Raw genomic sequence first — 18,569 nt, 5'->3', positions numbered from 1 at the left:
CCCTGCCGGAATCACCGACCATGACTGCACGCTCAACAACTGCGCGCCGTGCGCTGGCCTGCACCGCCATCCTGCTGTCGCTGCCGGCAGCCGCTCTCGCCGCCGACGCGCCAGCCCATCACGACGTCAGCGTGCTGCACTGCGCGCGCCTGCTCGACACCGCCGCTGGCAGGATGCTTGGCGAGACCAGCGTGATTGTCGACAGCGGCCGCATCAGGGAACTGCATGCCGGCGCGGTGGACACCAAGCCGTATCTGGATGCCGCCCGCGCGGCCGGCGTGTCGTTCCAGTACGTCAACCTGCCCGATGCCACCTGCCTGCCCGGCCTGATCGACAGCCACGTCCATCTGACCATGCAGTTCAGCCGCTCCACTTATAGCGACAAGTTCCGCCTCAATCCCGCCGACTACGCGATCCTCAGCACGGTCTATGCGCGACGCACCCTGCTGGCCGGCTTCACCTCGGTGCGCAATCTCGGCGACGAGCACAACGAATCCATCGCGCTGCGCAACGCGATCAATGCCGGCACCGTGTCCGGTCCGCATATCTTCAGCGCCGGCCAGTTCATCGGCACCACCGGTGGCCACGCCGACCCCACCAACGGCTTCCGCATGGATCTCGCCGGCGATCCCGGCCCGAAGGACGGCATCATCGATTCGCCCGAAGATGCCTGGAAAGCGGTGCGCCAGCATTACAAGGATGGCGCCGACCTGATCAAGATCATGCCTTCCGGCGGCGTGCTCGACGAAAGCAGCAGCGCTGACAACGCGCAGATGACGATACCCGAGATCCAGGCCGTGGTTGCCGCGGCGCACGACTACGGCTTCACCGTGGCGGCACACGCGCACGGCGCCGAGGCGATCCGCCGCGCCATCATCGGCGGCGTGGATTCGATCGAGCACGGTACGTTCATGGACGACGCCGACATGAAACTCATGAAGGAACACGGCACCTGGTACGTGCCGACCATCATCGCCGGCAAGTTCGCCGAGGAAAAAGCGAAAGAAGGCTGGTATCCGCCACAGGTCACGGCCAAGGCGGAACAGGTCGGGCCGATCATCCAGGCCACCGCCGGCAAGGCCTACAAGGCCGGCGTCAAGATCGCGTTCGGCACCGATGCCGGCGTCTATCCGCACGGCGAGAACGCGAAAGAGTTCGCGTACATGGTGCAGGCCGGCATGCCGCCGATGTTCGTGCTGCAGGCCGCCACCACGCATGCCGCCGAACTGCTGCACAAGCAGGACCAGCTGGGCCGGATCGCGGTCGGCCGCGGTGCCGACGTGATCGCGGTTCCCGGCAATCCGCTGGACGACATCACCGCCATGCAGCACGTCAGCTTCGTGATGAAGGATGGTGTGATCTACAAGGAAGCCGGCAAGCCCACACTGCCCTGAGGCAATCGAGCCTGTGGGAGCGGCTTCAGCCGCGATGCCGTTGATCTGCCTGAAGCATCGCGGCTGAAGCCGCTCCCACAAGAACCGTTGCCGCAGGGAATCGCAAACCGCGGCGAGTAGTCGATCCTGTAACATTGCACGCATGAACGAGCAGCCCAAAACCACCCATTTCGGCTACCGCGATGTGCCGGTCGGCGACAAGCAGAAGCTGGTCGGCCAGGTATTCACCTCGGTCGCGCGCAGCTACGACCTGATGAACGACCTGATGTCGTTCGGCGTGCATCGGCTGTGGAAACGCCATTTCGTAGCGATCAGCGGCGTGCGCCGCGGCGATCGCGTGCTGGACCTGGCCGGCGGCACCGGTGACATCGCCGCCCTGCTCAAACCCGTCGTCGGTGACACCGGTGAAGTGGTAGTGGGCGACATCAACGCGGCGATGCTTGGCGTCGGCCGTGATCGCATGACCGATCGCGGCCTGGTCAGCGGCCTGCGCTGGGCCCAGCTCAACGCCGAAGCACTGCCGTTCCCGGACAACTCGTTCGATGCGGTGACCATGGCATTCGGCCTGCGCAACGTCACCGACAAGGACAAGGCACTGGCCGACATCTGCCGCGTGCTCAAGCCAGGCGGCCGTCTGCTGGTGCTGGAGTTCTCCAAGGTGCAGAGCGAAGTTTTCAGCAAGCTCTACGATTTCCACTCTTTCAAGATCCTGCCCAAGCTCGGCCAACTGTTCGCCGGCGACGCCGACAGCTACCAGTACTTGGCCGAATCGATCCGCAAGCATCCCGATCAGGAAACCCTGAAAGGCATGATGGAACGCGCCGGCTTCGGCCGTGTCGAAGTGCGCAACCTGAGTGGCGGCATCGTGGCCATCCATCGGGCGTACAAGCTGTAAGACGAATCCGCAGCACCGACCCGCCCGACCACATCGACGGATGTTGTCCATGCCGAACCGTTATCGCCTGTTTGCCGCCACCGCTGCCCTGCTCGGCTGGTTCGCGCTCGCGCTGCAACTGTTGCTGTCGATCCAGCTGACGATCGCGAACGGCCAAGGCGCACTGGCCGGGATATGGGCTTACGTCGGCTACTTCACCATTTTGACGAATGTGCTGGCCGCGCTGGCGCTGACCGCCGATGCGCGCGCGCCGCGCGGAGCAGTCGGCCGTTTCTTCACCCGGCCTGACGTACACACCGCGATCGCGATGAGCATCGTCATCGTCGCGGCGATCTACAACCTGATGCTGCGCCAGCTGTGGCAACCGCAAGGCTGGCAGATCGTCGCCGACAACACCTTGCATGTGGTGATGCCGGTGCTGTTCCTGCTGTACTGGTGGCTGGCGGTGCCGAAGGCGACGCTGCGCTGGCCGCAGGTCATTCACTGGCAGTTGTATCCGGCCGCCTATTTCGCCTACGTGCTGGTGCGTGGCGCGGTGGATCACTGGTATCCGTATCCGTTCCTCGACGTCACGCAGCTGGGCTATCTGCGCGTGCTGGTCGATGCCTGCGTGGTACTGCTGGTGTTCGTCGCGGTTGCGCTGCTGCTGGTCGCGCTGGGGCGCTGGCAGGTGCGGCGCGCCAGCAAGGGTACACCGCTGTCTGTGCAGTCCTGAAACGACATCACCCTGCCGGCGCGCGCAAGTCCGCCAGCAAGGTGCCAAACCGCTTTACCTCCTCTTCGTGCTCCGCATCGCGCCAGCGCTCCTGCAGCGCGTCGGCATACCAGCGACGCATCCCAGGCAGTTCGCGCAGGCGTTGCGCGTACGCAGTCGCCACATCACCCAGCTTCAGATCATAGGTCTGGATGCGAAAGGCCACCGGGGCGAAGAACGCATCGACGGCACCGAACGCGTTGCCAGCCAGGAACGGGCCGCCGAAACGCGCAAGACCCTCGTTCCACAGCTCGTCGATACGCGCGATATCGCTGCGCAACGCCTCTGGCAGATCGTTCGGCAGGCGGATGCGCAAACCGCAGCTCAACGCGCAATAAGTGCGCAGGGCACTGAAGCCCGAATGCATTTCGGCGGCCGCGCAGCGCGCCCAAGCACGCGCCTTCGGATCGGCCGGCCACACGCAGGGATGACGCTCGGCCACATACTCGGCGATCGCCAGCGAATCCCATACCACCGTGTCGCCGTCGTGCAGACAGGGCACCTTGCCGTTTGGCGAGAACGCGCGGAAGGCACTCCAGCTCGATCCGGTACCGGGCGCGAATGACTCCAGCCGCTCCTTGAACGGAATGCCCAGTTCGCTCAGCAGCAGCCACGGCCGCAGCGACCAGGACGAGTAGTTCTTGTTGGCGATATGCAGCTCGTACATGCCACGATCCTTGTTGGATGGCCTAGTTCTGTTCGCAGGTATCGTGGACCACCGGCACGGCCGGTGCCGGCCGCCGCCGCGCGTTCGCCAGCACCACTCCGACGACAGTAATCACGCCGCCGATGAGGGTCAACGCAGTGAGCCGCTCACCCAGCCACACCCAGCCAATCAGTACCGCGATCGGCGGCGAGAAGTAGATGAAGCTGGACACCTGCGAGGCGGAAGCGCGACGCAACGCGGCATTCCACGCGAGATAGCCGACGAAGCTGGGCGCGATGCCCAGCCACAGCAATGCGGCGATATGCGATCCCGGCGCCGTCAGCAGCGCCTGCGGCAGATGCCAGCCGGACGGCAGCGTGCCCAAGGTGCCGGCGAAGAACGTGAAAGCGGTGACGCCGATCATGCTGTTGCGGGTGAATAGCGGCTTCTGCCCCACGAAATAGATCGCCGAGGCGAGCACGCTGAGCAGCACCAGCGCCGCCATCGGCTCGAACTTCACCTGCTTGCCGCTGGCCAGCACCACCATCACCACGCCGACCAGCGCCACGCCGAGCCCGACCAGCGTGCGTGCGGACAGGCGCTCATGCAGCCAGATCGCCGATACCGCCGCCGTGGCCGCAGGCACCAGCGAGATCAGGATCGCCGCGGTACCGCTGGCGATGCGCGTTTCCGCATAGTTGAGGCACAGGTGATACACGGTCAGCCCGATCACGCCGAGCAGCGCCAGTTGCGGCCAGTCGCGCCGCGCCGGCAGCGGTACACGTTTCACCAGCAACAACACGGCGAAGCACAGCGAGCCGATCGCCAGCCGCGCGAACGCCACCTCGCCTGGGGTGAACGAGGCCAACGCATAGGCAATCGCCGCATATGCCGACGACCAGGTCAGCAGCGCGATGCCGATGTAGAAAAGGGCGCGCCCGTCAAGGCGCTCAGAGGTGTCCATGGGGAACGGATTCCGAGGCGGGGAAGTGCGCATCCTAGTCTTGGCGATGACGCCGAGGAATAATGCATCGAATCGTCTTCGGGATGTTTCGCCGTCGATCGAATCAAACAGTACGTGATCCCGCCTTGGAATCGAAAGTCATGGAAACAAAGCTTGAACTGGACAACAAGGATTGGCAGTTGCTCGAAGCGCTGCAGCTGGATGCGCGCCTGGGCTATGCCGAGCTGGGCCGCAAGGTGCGCCTGTCAGCGCCGGCGGTAGCCGAGCGGGTGAAGCGGCTGGAGGAAGCCGGGGTGATCAGCGGCTACCGCGCCGCCGTCAACCCGAAGCGGCTGGGCTACGAGATCAGCGCGATGATACGGTTGCGTTGCGACGGCATCACCTGCGCCCGTATCGGGGCCCTGGTCGCGGATATCCCCGAGGTGCTCGAATGCCGACGCCTGGCCGGCGAGGACTCTGCGCTGCTGTATGTGGTGGCGATGTCGATCAGCCATCTCGAATCGGTGCTCGACCGCCTGCTCAAGACCGGCGCCAGTACCAGCACCACCACCTTGATCGTGCTGCAGACGCCGCACGAGAACCGCCCAGTGACGCGCGCAATGTGGAACGCCGCGCGGGCCATGTCGCGCGACTGACGTCCGCACTGGCAGCGATGCCTGGACCAGACATGCGCCAGCGTATTTAGACGTCCAAGTCTTGACCAGTACTTTTGTCACGGTCGCCGACGCTGGCAGGCACGCATACTCCAGTGCTGATTCGTGTCGACAAAGGGTTCCCATGCGCCATCTGATTTCCTTGATGCTGGCCAGCGCATTCGCGCTTGCGCCGCTGGCTCCCAGCCATGCCGACGAAGCCCCCGCGGCAGCCAAGGCCAGCACCGGCAAACACCATGAGGCCCACGACGCCAAGGCGCCGGATACGGAAAACGCCACGCGCACACAGCACAGCGTCAGCATCGGCGGCCACAGCATCAAATACACCGCCACCGCAGGCACGCTGATCATCCGCGACGACAAGAACGAGCCGCAGGCCAGCGTGTTCTACGTGGCTTACACCATCGACACCGGCAAGCCGGAAAAGCGGCCGGTGACCTTCCTGTACAACGGCGGCCCGGGCTCCTCCAGCATGTGGCTGCACATGGGCTCGTTCGCACCGATGCGGATCGAGACGGCCAGCCCCGAGGCCACCGCACCACCGCCGTATCATCTGGTACCGAACAGCAACAGCCTGCTCGACAAGACCGACCTGGTCTTCATCGATGCGGTCGGCACCGGCTACTCGCGCCCGCTCGGCAAGGCCACTGGCAAGGACTTCTGGGGCGTGGACCAGGACATCTCCGCGTTTTCCCGCGCGATCCAGCGCTACGTGAGCCTCAACAAGCGCTGGAACTCGCCGAAATTCCTGTATGGCGAAAGCTATGGCACCACCCGCTCCGCCGCACTGGTCGATGCGCTGCAGGACCAGGGCATGGCGTTCAACGGCGTGATCCTGATGTCGTCAATCCTCAACTACGGCATTCGCATTCCGGGTTACGACGAAACCTACGTCGGCTACCTGCCGAGCTATGCGGCGGCGGCGTGGTACCACAACAAGATTCCGAACAAGCCAGCCGATCTGAAGACTTTCCTCGATCAGGTGCGTGCCTGGGCGCAGGGCCCGTATGCTGCCGCCCTGGCACAAGGTCAAAATCTACCAGCCGCCCAGGTCGATGCCGTGGCACAGCAGCTCGCTGCCTATACCGGCCTGTCCGTGCAATACGTCAAGGAAGCCAACCTGCGCATTGACCTTGGCCGTTTCCGCAAGGAACTGTTGCGTGACCAGCGCCTCACCCTGGGCCGATACGACAGCCGTTTCACCGGCACCGACCCCGACGCCGCGGGTGAAACCCCGGACTACGATGCCTCCGACACCGGCATCAGCGGCGCTTTCGTCGGCGCATTCCACGATTACGTCGACAAGCAGCTCAACTACCACACCGACCTGGACTACCGGCCCACCTATGGCGAGATCAGCAAGGGCTGGGACTGGAAGCACAAGGCCGCCGGCGTGAATCGACCGCTGCCACTGGCCTACGTGGCCGGCGACCTGGCCCATGCAATGCGCACCAACCCCAACCTCAAGGTGCTCTCGGTCAACGGTTATTACGACTTCGCCACACCGTTCTTCATCACCGAGTACGACCTCGCGCACATGAACCTCGACCCGTCGCTGCGCGGCAACCTGCAGTTCCTGTACTACCCCTCGGGGCACATGATCTATCTCAACACTGACGCGCTGAAGCAGCTCAAGACCGACCTCGCGCCCTTCTACGACCACGCCGCTCCGCAGCGTTGACACGGAACCATCCACCATGCGTCGATCCTCATTCGCCCCACTCGTCCTCGCCCTGCTGCTGACCCTCGGCAGTCCCGTCCATGCCGACGACACGACACCGAAGGATGCGACCAAGACGGCGCAGACCGACAAGGACAGCAAGAAGGATGAGCTGCCGATCCCGCCCGAACATGCCGTGGTCAGCAAGCACAGCGTGCGCATCGGCAATCGCACGGTCAGCTACAAGGCCACCGCAGGCACCTTGCTGATCAAGGACGACAAGGACAAGCCCACGGTCAGCGTGTTCTACGTCGCCTACACCGTGGATGACGGCAAGCCGGGCAAGCGGCCGGTGACTTTCATGTACAACGGCGGCCCCGGCTCGTCGAGCATGTGGCTGCACATGGGCTCGTTCGGCCCGGTGCGCGTGGCCAACCGCGGCGACCAGCCGATTCCGCCGCCGCCGTATGAAACCGTGCCGAACGACTACAGCCTGCTCGACAAGACCGATCTGGTCTTCATCGACGCGCCCGGCACCGGCTACTCGCAGCTGGTCGGCGAGGCCAAGGGCAAGGATTTCTATGGTGTGGATCAGGACGCCGACGCGTTCGCCAAGTTCATCACCCGCTACATTGGCGACAACCATCGCTGGAATTCGCCGAAGTTCCTGTTCGGCGAGAGCTACGGCACCACCCGCTCGGCGGTGCTGGTGAAGCTGCTCCAGGAGCAGGGCATGGAGTTCAATGGCGTCGTGCTGATGTCCTCGATCCTCGACTTCAACGTGTGGTCCAGCACCGGCATCGACCATGCCTTCATCGTCAACCTGCCAACCGAGGCGGCGATCGCCTGGTACCACAACAAGGTTCCCAACAAGCCGGCCGACATCGCCAGCTTCCTCGCCGGCGTGCGCCATTTCGCCGATACCGACTACACGCTGGCGCTGGCCAAGGGCGATGCGATCGAGCCGGCCGAGGCCGACCGCATCGCCAACCAGCTGAGCCAGTACATCGGCCTGTCGCCGACCTATATCAAGCAGGCCAACCTGCGCATCGATCCCAGCCGCTTCCGCAAGGAGCTGCTGCGTGACCAGCGCCGCACGGTCGGACGTCTGGATGGCCGTTTCGAAGGCATCGATCCGGATGCCGCCGGCGAGACGCCCGACGGCGATGCTGCCAGCGACGCCGCCACCGGCGCCTACCTGGCCGCGTTCAACCAGTACGCCGAGAGCGAGCTGAAGTACACCGGTGACCATGCGTACCTGCCGAACAACTACGGCGTGATCAACAGTGGCTGGGACTGGAAGCGCAAGGGTGGTCACGGCTTCACCCAGGCACCGTACGTCGGCACCGATCTGTCCGACGCAATGCGTCGCAATCCGCACCTGAAAGTGTTCTCGGCCAACGGCTACTACGACCTCGCCACGCCGTTCTATGCCACCGAGTTCGATCTCGGCCATCTCGGCCTCGACCCGGCGATCCGCAAGAACATCGAATTCGGCTTCTACCCGTCCGGGCACATGATCTATTTCGACGTGGATGCGCTGAAGCAGGTCAAGGCGGATCTGGCACGCTTCTATGACGAGACGGCGCCACAGTCCTAGAATCGGAAGCTGAACCCAATCGACCGATCCGATGACCCGCAAGCCCACTGACCAGCCGCCGGTGGCGGCTGACGACGCCCCACTCAATCCCGAACGCCGGCGCCTGCTCGGTGGCATCGCACTGGCCGGTGCGGTACTGAGCCTGGGCAGCTGTCGGGCGCCCGATGAAAGCCGGCCAGCTGCATCCGAGACGAGTGCGAACACGCTCGACACCTTGCTGCGCCAGCACATCCAGCAGGTGGTGGTGCTGTACGCGGAGAACCGCAGCTTCAACAACCTGTTCGCACACTTCCCCGGGCTGGCGCAGCCGCTGAAGGACCTCGATTCGCCCGAATACCGCCAGCGCGATCGCGACGGCAGCCTGCTCACCACCTTGCCGCCGATCTGGGGCGGGCTGGCACCCCATGTACAAAACGTCGATGGCCAGCACTACCAGATCGGCGAGGATGCGATCACCGGCCTGCCGAACCGGCCGTTTGCCCTGCATACGCCGGACGGCGCGCCACTGCCGCAAGGCGTGGTCACGCGCGACCTGGTCCATCGTTTCTACGAAAACCAGCTGCAGATCAATGGCGGCAGGAACGATGGTTTCGTCGCCTGGGGCAATACCGGCGCGATGGTGATGGGCCACTATGCGAACAACGCGGACAACCTGCGGCTGTGGCAACTCGCGCAGCAGTACACCTTGTGCGACAACTTCTTCATGGGCGCCTTCGGCGGTTCGTTCCTCAACCATCAATACCTGGTCGCTGCACAGCCGCCGTTCTACCCGGACGCGGAACAGCGCCCGGGGAAATTCCAGCTGGCCCAGGTCGAAGGCGACGATCCCACCGGGATCCGCCCGGTACTGACCGACAATACGCCAGTCAGCGCGATGCAGGGCCGCGCGAAGTTCGCCGCGCCCGATGCGCTGACGCCCGACTTCTGGGCAGTGAACACGATCGGCCCGGCCTACGCACCCGCGTTCAACCACGATGCGCACAATCCGCAGCTGGCCGATGCCGACAGCCCGACCACGCTGCCGCCGCAGGTGCACCTGACCATCGGCGATACGCTCTCGGCCGCCGGGGTCGACTGGGCCTGGTATGCCGGCGGCTGGCAGCTTGCGCTGGATGGACATGGTGACGGCGACCATCACGTGTTTCCGGAAAGTCCGAATTTCCAGATCCATCATCAGCCGTTCAACTACTTCCAGAATTTCGCGCCGGGCACGCCGGCGCGGCAGCAGCACCTGCGCGATGCCGGCATCGGCGAGAGCGCCAACGGCAACCATTTCATCGCCGCGATCGAGGCCGGCACGCTGCCACCGGTGTCGTTCTACAAGCCGCAGGGTGACCTGAACATGCATGCCGGCTACTCCAGTGTGGAAGCCGGCGATCGCCACCTCGCACGCATCGTCGAGGCGCTGCAGAAAAGTCCGCAATGGCCGCACATGCTGGTAGTGATCACGGTCGACGAGAACGGGGGCTGGTGGGATCACGTGGCGCCACCGAAGGGTGATCGCTGGGGACCGGGTTCGCGCATCCCCGCGCTGCTCGTGTCGCCGTTCGCGAAGAAGGGTTTCGTCGACCACACCATCTACGACACCGGCTCGATCCAGCGTTTCCTCACCCGCCGCTTCGGGCTGGCGAAGCTGCCCGGCATCGTCATGCGCGACCAGGCCATGATCGCCGCGGGCGGACCGCCACCGGGCGACCTCACCGCGGCGCTGCAATTCGACATCAGCTGACCACCGCCTTACCGGACTTACCGCCATGCGCGAGATGTATCCCGAGATCGAGCCGTACCGGACCCATCGCCTCGCGGTCGATGCGACCCACACGCTGTACGTGGAGGAATGCGGCAACCCCGCCGGCCTGCCGGTGATCTTCCTGCATGGTGGCCCCGGCGCGGGGCTGGCGACCTATCATCGGCGCTTCTTCGATCCGGCGCGCTACCGCATCGTGCTGTTCGACCAGCGCGGCGCCGGTCGCTCCACCCCGTTCGCCGACCTCACCGACAACACCACCTGGCATGTGGTCGCCGACATCGAGGCGATCCGCGAGGCGCTCGGCATCGAACGCTGGGTGGTGTTCGGCGGCTCCTGGGGTTCCACGCTGGGACTGGCGTATGCGCAGACGCATCCAGAACGCGTGCTCGGCCTGGTACTGCGCGGCATCTTCCTGTGCCGGCCGGCGGAGATCCGCTGGTTCTACGAGGAAGGCGGCGTGTCGTGGATCCTGCCGGAGAAGTGGCAGCGCTACGCCGCGGCGATTCCAGCGGAAGAACGCGGCGAGATGATGGAAGCCTACTGGCGCCGGCTCAGTTCGGACGATGAAGCCGTGCGGCTCGCCGCGGCGCAGGCATGGGGCGCTTGGGAAGGCGGCAGCATCACGCTGGAAGAAAGCCCGGAGACCGAGGCGAGCTTCGCCGCACCCGCGGTCGCGCTGAGCCTGGCGCGGATCGAGGCGCATTACTTCCGTAACCTGTGCTGGCTCGAACCGGATCAGCTATTGCGCGACGTGGTGAAGATCCGGCACATCCCCGCCACCATCGTGCACGGCCGCTACGACATCATCTGTCCCGCGAAAAGCGCCTGCGACCTGCATGACGCCTGGCCGGAAGCCGAGTTCCATATCGTGCTGGCCGGCCACGCCGCGTCGGAGCCTGCGATCGTCGATCAACTGGTGCAGGCCACCGACAAGCTGGCGGATCGCTACGGCTGACGCGACTTCGTACGTTACGCAAACCGGCAACGGGCTCGACATCCGGCGCATGCGCCTCAGTAGTTCAAATGCAGATTCAGCAGATGCAGGCTGAAGGCGAACCAGAGGGTGGCGCAGCAGGCGAGCACGAGTGCCGTGCTGTTCAACTTGCGCCACCAGCCGCCCGGCTCATGCCAGGCACAACGCGCATTTGCGAGCACGGCGACGGTGCCGAGAATGGCCAGCACGCCGATCAGCTGGATCACGCGCAGCGTGCCGTCATAGCGATTGCTCATGTTCGCGATATGGGCGTTCATCTGCACCACTACATAGGCCCAGCCGCCGAAGAACAGCAGGTGCGCGATCGCCGCCACGCGGCTCCCCCGGTACCAGCGCTTCGCGGTGCCCTGTAGCGCGAACGGCTTGCCGCAGCGCCAGCGCACGACGGCGGCCACCGGCCACAGCAATGCGGTCAGCAGGAACACCAGCAGGGCAGCAACCAGCAGCGGCAGGTTCCACGCGGCCGACTGCCAACCCGGCACCGGCATGAACACCACCACCGGCGCACCTTCATCGATCGAAAGCCAGCGCAACTTGCCGTTCTGCATGACGGCACTGAGATGGCTACCGCCGTCGACATCGCGCCACATCATCGGTGCCACTTCACGCCAGTGCCGTGGCTGACCCGCCAGGTTCTTGAAAGCGGGCGTCACGAGGGTGCCATCCTGGTTCATCGAGATCGTCGACTGCGACAGCAGGTTCGACATCGCCAGGAAACTGGAAACCGAGACGCGGCTGCTGAGGTAGCGCCCGACCAGCAGGGCGCCGTCCCCGCGCGCACTGGCCAGCGTCGGCTGTGCTACCCCCGGCGGCGCCGGGAAGTAACGATCGGCGAAACCGTCGAGCAACTGCCGGCGCAGGCCGCCATCGCCAGCGCCGTCGATGGAAACAAACACGCCCACGTTCTGCCGCATGAACAGCATCAGTTCGCTGTGGAACAGTTCGGTGTCGCCGCCGTGGCCGATGATGTCCTGGCCATTGCGATCCATGTGATAGAAGCCGAGCGCGATCGGCAACAGGCCGGGTACCGAATAGCGGGTGAAGTCGTGCATCTGCTTCGCGGTTTCCGGACGCAGAATCTGCGCGTCGGCATAACGGCCATCCTGCAGCTGGGCGATCATGAAGCGGCCCATGTCCTCGCCGCTGACCGACATGCCGCCGGCCGGCGCGGCTGGAATCAGCTCGAACGGTCGTGGTGACGCGCTGGCCTGCGCGTAACTCAAGGCCATGTCGGCCTTGAACGGTGCCGGCAACGGCTGGCGGAACGTCGCATGCCGCATGCCGAGTGGCTGGAGGATGTGCTGCTCGATGTAGCTGTCGAACGGCTGGCCCGACACGCGCTGCACGATATAGCCGGCCAGCGCGGCCCCGTAGTTCGAGTAAGCCGCGACTTCACCCGGTGGATAGATGCGCGCGGGAATCCACTCCTTCAACCAGGCTTCGTTGCTCATGAGCGATGCGGGATCGGCGGCAAACAGGTTCTTGGCGGTTTCCTCCAAGCCCGGCGTATGCGTCATCAGATCGCGTAGCGTGATCGGCTTGCCGTCGCGCGGCGGGATGGTGAAGTCGAGGTACTTGTTCACGTCCTGATCGAGATCGAGCTTGTGCTGCTCGACCAGCTGCATCACGGCGGTCCAGGTGAAGGTCTTGGAAATCGAGCCGGGGCGGAACAGCGTGATCGCCGGATCGACCGGCTTCTTCGCCGCCACGTCGGCATAACCGTAGCCCTTGGCCAGCAGGATCTGGCCATCCTTGACCACCACGACCACCGCGCCGGCGAGGTTGTTCTTCTTCAAGCCGTAGGGAAACAGGCCATCGAGCCAGGCCTCCGCATCCGCCGCGGTCAGCTCATGCGCGCCGAGCGGCACCGGAATCGCCGGCGCTTGATCGGGCAAGGGATGGATCTGGATCTGCTGCGCCACGCCGAGCGACGCAACCAGCGAAAAAGCCGCGGACACAAGCATGCATGACAGGCGTCTCATCGGCGCAACTCCGGGCGGCTTTCAAGCTGGGGATTGTAGTGACGTTGACTGTGGGACTTTCGTCAATGACATGCCGCTGGGCATCATTTCGTTTGAGACGGAAATCACCGAATCGTTCATCGGCACCGGCGACAAGCTGCGCCAGGCAGGTCGTTCGCCATCCGGCGTATCGATAACGCGCGCAAGAAACGGATGGCGGATACCGCGGCGTGCACCAAGACTGTGCTTCCCGCTTCCTTCGGAACACCACCCGTGCTGACCCTGTTCGACTACCTTCCCTCGCAGAACGCCTGGAAGGTGCGTTTGCTGCTGAATCAGCTTGACCGACCGTACCGCACGGTGCCGGTAAGCATCTTCGAAGGCGAGGGCCAGACGGCCACTTACCGCCAGATCAGCCCGACCGGCACGGTACCGGCGATCCGGCTCGATGACGGCCGTGTACTCGCCGAATCGAATGCGATCCTCGCGTATCTCGCCGAAGGCACGCCGTACCTGCCGCGCGATCCGTTCGAGCGCGCGAAGGTGCAGCAGTGGCTGCATTTCGAACAGGAGCGGGTGGAGTCGGTGATCGGGGCGCTGCGCCACTGGACGATGACCGGCAAGCTGTCGCGCCGTTCGCCCGAACTGGTCGCGGGCAAGCGCGCCGGCGCACAACGCACGCTGGACATTCTGGAACGCGAGCTGGCGATCCGGCCCTTCATCGCCGGCGACCACTACACCATCGCCGACATGGCGCTGTTCGCCTACGCCAGCCTTGCCGGGGAAGCCGGGCTGTCGCTGGATGCCCACCCGCACTTCCGCGACTGGATCGCGCGAATCGAGGCGCAGCCGGGGTTCCTTGCCTGCATGCACCCGTATGCGATCGACCCGCATTCGGTGAATGAATTGCCGTAAAGGCGAACTTCCGCCACAGGCGGCCCTGGCGGCGGCGATGGCATACTCGGCGTTTTACGGCCCGAGACTTGCCCATGCGCCTTCTGCCCATCCTCGCCTTCGGCACGCTGATGCTGCCGCTGGCCGCCCATGCCAGCGAGCCGCACTCCTATGCGCAGCCGGACCAGGTGGTCGTGACCCATCTCGACCTCGACCTGAAGCTGGACTTCCCGCACAAGCAACTCGACGGCCGGGCCACGCTGAAGCTGGACTGGAAGAACCCGCAGGCCACGTCGCTGGTGCTGGACACGCGTGACCTGAAGATCGCGAAGATCGAAGCGCTCGGCGCCGACGGCAAGACCACGCCGCTGAAATATGCGCTGGCACCACGCGACAAGCAGCTCGGCGAGAAGCTCACCATCGCCACGCCGACGCATCCGGCGCAGGTGCGCATCGTCTACACCACATCACCGGACGCTTCCGGCCTGCAGTGGCTGACCCCAGCGCAGACGGCGGACAAGAAACTGCCCTTCATGTTCTCGCAGTCCGAGTCGATCCATGCGCGCTCGTGGGTGCCGCTGCAGGATTCGCCGGCGATCCGTTTCTCCTACACCGCCCACGTCACCGCGCCGAAGGATGTGCGCGTGGTGATGAGCGCGCTCAACGATGCGAAGCATCCGTTGAATGGCGACTACTCGTTCGACCAGCCGCATCCGATCCCGTCCTACCTGCTGGCGATCGGCGCCGGCGATATCGCGGTGAAGGAAACCGGCCCGCGCTCGGCCGTGTATGCCGAGCCTTCGGTGGTCAGCAAGGCGGCGCACGAGTTCGAGGACACCGAACAGATGATCGCCACCGCCGAGAAGCTGTACGGCCCGTACCGCTGGGGCCGCTACGACATCCTGGTGCTGCCGCCATCGTTCCCGTACGGCGGCATGGAAAACCCGGACATGACGTTCGCCACGCCGACCGTGCTGGTCGGCGACAAGAGCCTGGTCTCGCTGGTCGCGCATGAGTTGGCACATTCGTGGTCGGGCAACCTGGTCACCGCCGCGTCGTGGCGCGACATCTGGCTCAACGAAGGTGTCACCACCTACGTGCAGGGCCGCATCACCGAGGCGCTGTACGGCAAGGGCCTGGCCGACGAGGAGGCACTGCTCTCGGCCCGCGCGCTGCAGAAGGAGATCGGCGCAATGCCGGCCAATTCGCAGAAGCTGGCCCCGGACCCGCGCGGCATCGACGCCGACGATTCGCTGTCCGACGTTGCCTACGACAAGGGTTCGTGGTTCCTGCGCACGCTGGAACAGCGTTTCGGCCGCGCCACGTTCGACGACTACCTCAAGGGCTACTTCAACCACTTCGCGTTCCAGAGCATCACCACCGAGCAGATGCTCGACTACATGAAGCCGAACCTGATCGAGAAGTACCCCGGCAAGATGAGCTGGGCCGAGGTGCACGACTGGGTCTACGGCAGCGGCATCCCGAAGGATGCGCCGCTACCCGATTCGCCGCATTTCGACGCCATCGACCACGAGCGCACGGCCTTTCTCGCTGACCAGCTGAGTGCCGACAAGCTCGATGCGAAGGGCTGGAACACGCAGGAATGGATGTACTTCCTCGACCGCCTGCCGGATGTCACCCCGCTGGCCAGGATCCAGCAGCTCGACACCGCCTGGCATCTCACCGGTACGCCGAACGCCGAGATCGGCATGCGCTGGTACAGCCATGCGATCGCCGCCGGCGACAAGGCCGTCTGGCCGGCGGCGGCCGAGCACATGATCCGTATCGGCCGGCTGTATCTGACCGTGCCGTTGTACAAAGCCCTGGTCGGAACACCAGGTGGCCTGGCCTACGCCGAACAGGTCTACGCCAAGGCCAAGGCCGGCTACCACCCGCTGACCCAGCAGGTGGTGGAAGATCTCGTCGCCAAGGCGAAGAAAGCGCAGTAGTCACAACTCCCAGCTCTCCCGTGCGACCGAAGGGAATCCCTTCGGTCGCACGGGAGAGCGCATTGCCAGTCACGACCCCTCAAGAAACCATCATGCCGCCATCAACCAACGTCACTGCCACTCCACTCTGGAAACGCATGCTGCTGCGCCGGCTGAAATTCCTGGCGTGGCTCGCCGCGATCCTGGTCATCGTGCTGGGCGGCAGCTATCTGTTCGCACCGCAGTTGCTGCTGCGCGCGAACTTCATGCGCGAGGCGATGACCGCGCACCTGGAGAAGCACTCGGTGCAGGCCGGCGATACCCGCTGGGTCTACTACGAAGGCGGTGACGGCCCGACCATCGTGCTGCTGCACGGTTTTGCCGCGAACAAGGAGGTCTGGCTGCCCGTCGCCAAACTGCTCACGCCGCACTTCCACCTGATCATTCCCGATCTGCCCGGCTGGGGCGAGTCCTCGCGCGTGGCCGGTGCCAGCTACAACGTCGACGCCCAGGCCGCGCGGCTGCAGGCGTTCGTGGAAACGCTCAGGCTGCAGCGCTTTGTGCTGGTCGGCCATTCGCTGGGCGGCGCCATTGCTGGTGTCTATGCGACCGAGCACCCGGAGCATGTCACCGAACTGGCGCTGGTCGATGCCTATGGCCTGAAGTCCCAGGAAAACGCGTTTACCCGCGAGGCCATGGCCGGCAAGAACCCGTTCCTGTTCGACGACCGCGCCGGCTTTGCGCGCGCCACCGCGCTGGCCTTCGAGAAACCACTCGATCTGCCGGGCCGCATCGTCGATGTGCTGGTCAAGCGCAACCAGCAGGATCGCGCCTTCATCCAAAGCAATTTCAACGAGCTGCGCGACCCGTCGCAATACCTCGCGCTGCAAAACCGGCTGGACCAGTTCGCCATGCCGGTACTCGGCCTGTGGTGCCACGACGACAAGATCGTCGACCTCTCGGCGCTGGACAGCCTGCGCAACGGCCTGACCCACGCCAGCGCGATCAGCACCAGCATCATCAACGGCTGCAACCACATGCCGATGCTGGAGAAGCCCGAGCAGACCGCGCAGATCCTCACCGGATTCGCGCTCTCGCATTGAGCTTGAGTCGTGCAGGCAGTGCTGCCATGCGGCAAGTCTGCGGGATCGGGTCAGCTGGCAGTCAGCTGCGGGCCATGGATCATTGTGAATTGCCCATGACAACATGTGACAATAAAGCCATGACTCTGGAGATTGGGGTGTTTTCTTGCAAGATGACGGAAACATGCAGCGACCGATGATGCGGAACCTCGTGCAGGCGGGCGTGGATTCCATCGTGCGCATGTCGAGCACCCCGACCAATTACTGGGTCGAGGTCGGCGTTGACGTCACGCTGGGCCTGCTGCTCATCGCCGAAGGCTGGCGGTTGCATGCCGGCAGCCCGCTGACCGCATTTCTGGCCGTCGTGCTGGGGCTGTTTGCCTTCAGCTTTGTCGAGTACTTCTTCCACCGCTGGATGTTCCACACACGGATACCTCTGTTCGAGCAGGGCCATCGCATGCATCACGAGCGCCCGCTTGGCTACGACTCGTTGCCGTTCTTCCTGCCCGGAGCGGTGCTGTTGATCCTGACGGGCCTGTGCGTGCTGGTCGTCCCCGCCGGGTTTGCCCTGCTGATGATGGGCTCGGTAACCTTCGGCTACATCGCCTACGGACTGAGCCACTTCACCATTCACCATGTGCGCTTCAAGCACCCGTTGCTGCGCCGCTGGGCCGGTGCCCATCACGTGCACCATTACCATCCGGACAGCAACTTCGGCGTCACCACGCCGCTGTGGGATGTGCTTCTGGGCACGCGCTACGTGCGACAGCCCAGGAAGATCTGAGCAGCTTCAGAGTACGCCAGGCACCAGCGCTTTCACCCGCCGCATGTAGTCGGCGTAGGCATCGCCGAAGTATTCGCCAAGCCAGCGTTCCTCCAGCCGCAGCTTGCGCCAGAACGACACGGCGACGATCGCCACCGCAAGCAGTGCGCGCCACTCGCCGATCATCACCGCGGTGCCGAGGAAGGCCAGCAGCAGGCCGCTGTAGATCGGATGCCGCACGTAGCGATAGGGGCCAGCCTCGATCAGTTCGTGATCCTGCTTGAGCTGCACCACGCCACTCCAGTTGCGGCCCAGGATGACGCGCGCCCAGCAAGCAAACAGCAGCCCGGCGTACGTCATCAGCAGTCCCAGCCATACCAGCCACAGCGCCGGTGGAACGAAATTCGCATCCAGCACGGTGCCGGAAAACATTTTCAGCGGCTGCAGCAGCGCGACCGCCAGGATGATCGGCAGCCAGTACTTGCCCATGCGCGACAGCGACGACTCGACCCGCGTGGCCTGCTTTACCCCGCGTGCGCTCCACACCCAGTACAGCAGCCACGTCAGCCACGCGCCCGTAGTGAAAGGCCCGAAAGGAATCTGCATGCGGTGATTTCCCGTTGGCAAAGCC

At 64.7% G+C, this 18,569-nt stretch carries 16 protein-coding genes; 12 read left to right on the top strand and 4 right to left on the bottom strand.

Going from position 1 to position 18,569, the window contains the following annotated elements:
• Window positions 1-20 precede the first annotated feature (20 nt).
• The 3 genes from B0E48_RS01055 (at window position 21) to B0E48_RS01045 (ending at window position 3,004) form a co-directional block, all read left to right on the top strand.
• Complete coding sequence (locus B0E48_RS01055) at window positions 21-1,394, top strand: amidohydrolase family protein (protein ID WP_077515596.1); 1,374 nt, start codon at window positions 21-23, stop codon at window positions 1,392-1,394.
• A 142-nt stretch (window positions 1,395-1,536) separates the two neighbouring features.
• Window positions 1,537-2,289, top strand: a complete 753-nt coding sequence (ubiE, locus tag B0E48_RS01050) for a bifunctional demethylmenaquinone methyltransferase/2-methoxy-6-polyprenyl-1,4-benzoquinol methylase UbiE (RefSeq protein ID WP_077515595.1) — start codon at window positions 1,537-1,539, stop codon at window positions 2,287-2,289.
• 49 nt (window positions 2,290-2,338) lie between these two features.
• Window positions 2,339-3,004, top strand: coding sequence for a Pr6Pr family membrane protein (locus B0E48_RS01045; protein ID WP_077516833.1), 666 nt, complete (start codon window positions 2,339-2,341; stop codon window positions 3,002-3,004).
• A gap of 7 nt (window positions 3,005-3,011) precedes the next feature.
• Here the strand turns inward: B0E48_RS01045 and B0E48_RS01040 are convergent, their stop codons facing one another.
• Entirely contained in the window at window positions 3,012-3,710 is a 699-nt protein-coding gene (locus B0E48_RS01040; RefSeq protein WP_077515594.1) for a glutathione S-transferase family protein, read from the bottom strand.
• 22 nt (window positions 3,711-3,732) lie between these two features.
• Complete coding sequence (locus tag B0E48_RS01035) at window positions 3,733-4,653, bottom strand: DMT family transporter (protein WP_077515593.1); 921 nt, start codon at window positions 4,651-4,653, stop codon at window positions 3,733-3,735.
• A gap of 140 nt (window positions 4,654-4,793) precedes the next feature.
• On the opposite strand from B0E48_RS01035, the gene B0E48_RS01030 reads away from it, so the two are divergent.
• The 5 genes from B0E48_RS01030 to pip all read left to right on the top strand — a co-directional run bounded on the left by B0E48_RS01030 (window position 4,794) and on the right by pip (window position 11,271).
• Window positions 4,794-5,288 carry an Lrp/AsnC family transcriptional regulator gene (locus B0E48_RS01030; protein WP_077515592.1) on the top strand — a complete coding sequence of 165 codons (495 nt, stop codon included), beginning with the start codon at window positions 4,794-4,796 and terminating at the stop codon, window positions 5,286-5,288.
• A gap of 142 nt (window positions 5,289-5,430) precedes the next feature.
• Window positions 5,431-6,987 carry a peptidase S10 gene (locus B0E48_RS01025; protein ID WP_077515591.1) on the top strand — a complete coding sequence of 519 codons (1,557 nt, stop codon included), beginning with the start codon at window positions 5,431-5,433 and terminating at the stop codon, window positions 6,985-6,987.
• 16 nt (window positions 6,988-7,003) lie between these two features.
• Window positions 7,004-8,566 carry a peptidase S10 gene (locus tag B0E48_RS01020; RefSeq protein ID WP_077515590.1) on the top strand — a complete coding sequence of 521 codons (1,563 nt, stop codon included), beginning with the start codon at window positions 7,004-7,006 and terminating at the stop codon, window positions 8,564-8,566.
• Window positions 8,567-8,597: 31 nt separating this feature from the next.
• A complete protein-coding gene (acpA, locus tag B0E48_RS01015; RefSeq protein WP_077515589.1) occupies window positions 8,598-10,295 on the top strand; it encodes an acid phosphatase in 1,698 nt (565 codons plus the stop codon).
• Window positions 10,296-10,320: 25 nt separating this feature from the next.
• On the top strand, window positions 10,321-11,271 hold the full coding sequence (gene pip, locus B0E48_RS01010; RefSeq protein WP_077515588.1) for a prolyl aminopeptidase: 951 nt from the start codon (window positions 10,321-10,323) through the stop codon (window positions 11,269-11,271).
• A 56-nt stretch (window positions 11,272-11,327) separates the two neighbouring features.
• On the opposite strand, the gene B0E48_RS01005 is transcribed toward pip, so the two are convergent.
• On the bottom strand, window positions 11,328-13,292 hold the full coding sequence (locus B0E48_RS01005; RefSeq protein WP_077515587.1) for a serine hydrolase domain-containing protein: 1,965 nt from the start codon (window positions 13,290-13,292) through the stop codon (window positions 11,328-11,330).
• 252 nt (window positions 13,293-13,544) lie between these two features.
• On the opposite strand from B0E48_RS01005, the gene B0E48_RS01000 reads away from it, so the two are divergent.
• The 4 genes from B0E48_RS01000 to B0E48_RS00985 all read left to right on the top strand — a co-directional run bounded on the left by B0E48_RS01000 (window position 13,545) and on the right by B0E48_RS00985 (window position 17,959).
• Window positions 13,545-14,186 carry a glutathione S-transferase family protein gene (locus tag B0E48_RS01000; RefSeq protein ID WP_077516831.1) on the top strand — a complete coding sequence of 214 codons (642 nt, stop codon included), beginning with the start codon at window positions 13,545-13,547 and terminating at the stop codon, window positions 14,184-14,186.
• Between the two features lie 74 nt (window positions 14,187-14,260).
• Window positions 14,261-16,114 carry a M1 family metallopeptidase gene (locus B0E48_RS00995; RefSeq protein WP_077515586.1) on the top strand — a complete coding sequence of 618 codons (1,854 nt, stop codon included), beginning with the start codon at window positions 14,261-14,263 and terminating at the stop codon, window positions 16,112-16,114.
• Between the two features lie 137 nt (window positions 16,115-16,251).
• Complete coding sequence (locus tag B0E48_RS00990; protein WP_077515585.1) at window positions 16,252-17,196, top strand: alpha/beta fold hydrolase; 945 nt, start codon at window positions 16,252-16,254, stop codon at window positions 17,194-17,196.
• A gap of 175 nt (window positions 17,197-17,371) precedes the next feature.
• Window positions 17,372-17,959, top strand: a complete 588-nt coding sequence (locus B0E48_RS00985; RefSeq protein ID WP_077516829.1) for a sterol desaturase family protein — start codon at window positions 17,372-17,374, stop codon at window positions 17,957-17,959.
• 6 nt (window positions 17,960-17,965) lie between these two features.
• On the opposite strand, the gene B0E48_RS00980 is transcribed toward B0E48_RS00985, so the two are convergent.
• Window positions 17,966-18,544 carry an isoprenylcysteine carboxylmethyltransferase family protein gene (locus tag B0E48_RS00980; protein ID WP_077515584.1) on the bottom strand — a complete coding sequence of 193 codons (579 nt, stop codon included), beginning with the start codon at window positions 18,542-18,544 and terminating at the stop codon, window positions 17,966-17,968.
• Window positions 18,545-18,569 lie beyond the last annotated feature (25 nt).

Source organism: Rhodanobacter sp. C03, assembly GCF_002001175.1.
Taxonomy (GTDB): Bacteria; Pseudomonadota; Gammaproteobacteria; order Xanthomonadales; family Rhodanobacteraceae; genus Rhodanobacter.
The sequence above is the reverse complement of the archived record's forward strand: the minus strand, read 5'-3'. Positions and strand labels throughout refer to the sequence as shown.